At 60.5% G+C, this 3,032-nt stretch carries 3 protein-coding genes and 1 pseudogene; all 4 read left to right on the top strand.

Annotation, left to right across the window (positions count from 1 at the left end):
• Positions 1-182, top strand: a pseudogene (locus AC04MI_RS24405) (chemotaxis protein CheW); the annotation flags it as partial.
• A 103-nt stretch (positions 183-285) separates the two neighbouring features.
• A complete protein-coding gene (locus AC04MI_RS24400) occupies positions 286-1,191 on the top strand; it encodes a CheR family methyltransferase (protein ID WP_436075754.1) in 906 nt (301 codons plus the stop codon).
• Positions 1,192-1,221: 30 nt separating this feature from the next.
• Positions 1,222-1,971, top strand: a complete 750-nt coding sequence (cheD, locus tag AC04MI_RS24395) for a chemoreceptor glutamine deamidase CheD (protein WP_056748055.1) — start codon at positions 1,222-1,224, stop codon at positions 1,969-1,971.
• A 15-nt stretch (positions 1,972-1,986) separates the two neighbouring features.
• Positions 1,987-3,032, top strand: a 1,046-nt coding sequence (locus AC04MI_RS24390) for a protein-glutamate methylesterase/protein-glutamine glutaminase (protein WP_476498948.1), incomplete at its 3' end; no start/stop codon positions are given.

Genomic DNA, 3,032 nt, shown 5'->3' with positions numbered 1-3,032 from the left:
CGGTGAGCGATGTGATGGAGTTGACATCAGAGAGTATCCGGTCGGCCCCTGATATCGAGAGTGCGATCGACAACAGCTGCATCTTGGGCTTGGGGTCCGTGGGCGAGCGCATGCTGATCTTGCTGGATATTGAAAAGCTCATGTCCAGCGTGGACATGGGCCTGGTGACCGCCAACGAATAAGGCGTAGCAGTCAGCAGCCAGTGGTGGCGCAGGCGCATGTCAGGCTGTGAGCTGTGCTCGCAGACCTTTTGGAGCGAACAGGACTTCCCCTCGGACGATCAATATGGCCCAAACCACCAGTGCTTCGGCGTCAGTCCGGTCAGGCCCAGCCAGGGTAGATCCTGCGTATGCCGCAGCCACAGCGCCCTCWGGCCCTCTGGCGCAGGGGCGAGAATTTGTCTGGACCAATGCAGACTTTGCCCGTGTGCAGGCGCTGATCTATCAGCGCGCCGGCATCAGCTTGCATGATGGCAAACACGCCATGGTCTACAGCCGCCTGTCGCGGCGGCTGCGCGACACAGGGCACACCAGCTTTCACGACTACCTGAGCTGGCTGGAGACCCATGACGGGCCGGAGTGGCAGGAGTTCGTGAATGCGCTGACCACCAACCTCACGGCATTCTTTCGCGAGCAGCATCATTTCGAGATTTTCGCGTCGCACCTGCGCTCCAAGCCATCCGCCAACTGGCGGGTCTGGTGCAACGCGGCCTCCACGGGCGAAGAGCCTTACTCCATCGTGATCACCGCGTTGGAGGCGCTCGGCGCCAACGCCTCTTTCAAGTTGACAGCCAGCGACATTGATTCGCGCGTGCTGGCCACCGCGGCGCAGGGCGTGTACCGGCTCGACGGTGTGAAGGGCTTGAGCCCTGAGCGCTTGCAGAAATTCTTTCTCAAAGGCAAAGGCGGGAACGCGGGCATGGTCCGTGCCAAGCCGGAGTTGCGGCGCGCCATCGACTTCATGAGTGTGAATCTCATCCGCGACGATTGGCCATTCAAGGAGCCCTTTGACGTGGTTTTCTGCCGTAATGTGATGATTTACTTTGATGCCCCTACACAGCGGCGCGTGCTGGAAAGAATCCACCGCGTGCTCAAGCCGGGTGGCATGTTGTTTGTGGGGCACGCCGAGAACTTCAGCGAGTCCAAAGACCTGTTCACCCTGCGTGGCAAGACGGTGTACGAGCGCCGCTGACCTGTCCATGTTGTCCTGCACATTGCACCCATGACCAACATTCAAACAGGTTCATCCCCTTCCAATGCTGCTGCTGTGCCCGGCAGTTCCGAAAGGCGCCGCGCTCCGCGTATTGCGCCGCTGAGCGCCGATATCTACAGCTCTGGCAATGGGCCCGCGCGCGAGTCGTCGCTGCAGGAGCTCAAGGCCCGCAGCCGCAAGCCAGGAGAGGCCTCGTTTTTTTATCTTGATCACCACTTCCAGCACAACGCGGTGAAGGTGCTGCCTGGTGAGTATTTCGTGTCGGATGAGAACATGGTCATCATGACCGTGCTCGGCTCGTGCATCGCTGCCTGCCTGTGGGACAGCCGCGCACGTGTGGGAGGAATGAATCATTTCATGCTGCCGGACGGCGATCTGGCGGACGCATCCGGGCGTTATGGTTCCTACGCGATGGAGCTGTTGATCAATGAAATGCTCAAGCTCGGTGCACGCCGTGAAACCATGCAGGCCAAGATTTTTGGAGGGGCCCAGGTGATGCACAACTTCACCACCATGAATGTGGGTGAGCGCAACACGAATTTTGTGTTGAACTATTTGCACACTGAGCGCATTCCGATCGTCTCCGAGGACGTGCTCGACATCTATCCGCGCAAGGTGGTTTTCTTTCCAGTGACCGGCAAAGCGATGGTGAAACGGTTGGCGCATGCCCATCCCGAAGCCCTCGTGGCCCAGGAGGTTCGCGGCAACGCGGCCACTGTTGCCAAGACCACGTCGGGTGGTTCTGTGGATCTGTTTTGATAAAGGTTTGAGTTAATGAGCAGGAAAATCCGGGTGATCGTGGTGGACGATTCGGCGCTGGTCCGTAGTCTGCTGTCAGAGATCATCAACCGCCAGCGGGACATGGAGTGCATTGGCACGGCCAACGACCCTCTGGTGGCGCGCGAGATGATTCGCGAATTGGATCCGGATGTCATCACCCTGGACGTTGAAATGCCACGCATGGACGGCATTGATTTTCTGGGGCGCTTGATGCGTCTGCGGCCCACTCCGGTAGTGATGATCTCCACGCTGACCGAGCGTGGCGCGGAGGTCACCATGAAGGCCCTGGAGTTGGGCGCCGTCGACTTTGTGGCCAAACCGCGTGTGGGGCTGGCCAGCGGGCTCAACGATTTGGCGGCGCAGATTGTGGACAAGATCCGCGTTGCTGCCGTCGCGCAAGTGCGCCGCGCCCCTGTGCGTGATGCAGGCCCAGCCTCCAGTGTTGTGGGGGGCACTCCTTTGCCCCACGCCGTACCCGCAGCTGGTCTGCTGGGTCGCCTTTCCACTGAAAAGCTCATCTGCATTGGGGCGTCCACCGGTGGTACCGAAGCCATCAAGGAGGTGCTGGTCCAGATGCCTGCGGATTCGCCAGCGATCGTGATCACCCAGCACATGCCTCCCGGGTTTACTACCAGTTTTGCGGCCCGTTTGAACGGGTTGTGCCAGATCACCGTCAAGGAGGCGGTGAATGGCGAGCGCATTCTGCCCGGCCATGCCTACATCGCACCGGGCGGCACACAGTTCCATGTGGCGCGCAGTGGCGCCAACTATGTAGCGGTGGTGGACGATGGCCCTCCGGTCAATCGCCACAAGCCCTCGGTCGAGGTACTCTTCAAGTCCGCAGCAGCGGTGGTGGGGCGCAACGCGTTTGGCATCATGCTCACGGGCATGGGCAACGATGGCGCTGTTGCCATGCGGGAGATGAAAGACGCCGGCAGCTACAACTATGTGCAGGATGAGGCGACCTGCATCGTGTTTGGCATGCCGCGGGAGGCCATTGCCCACGGTGCCGCTGACGAGGTGCTGCCGCTGGGGCAGAT

This window comes from Acidovorax sp. LjRoot204, from assembly GCF_056175785.1.
Note: the sequence above shows the minus strand (reverse complement) of the source record. Positions and strands in the feature narration are given on the sequence as shown.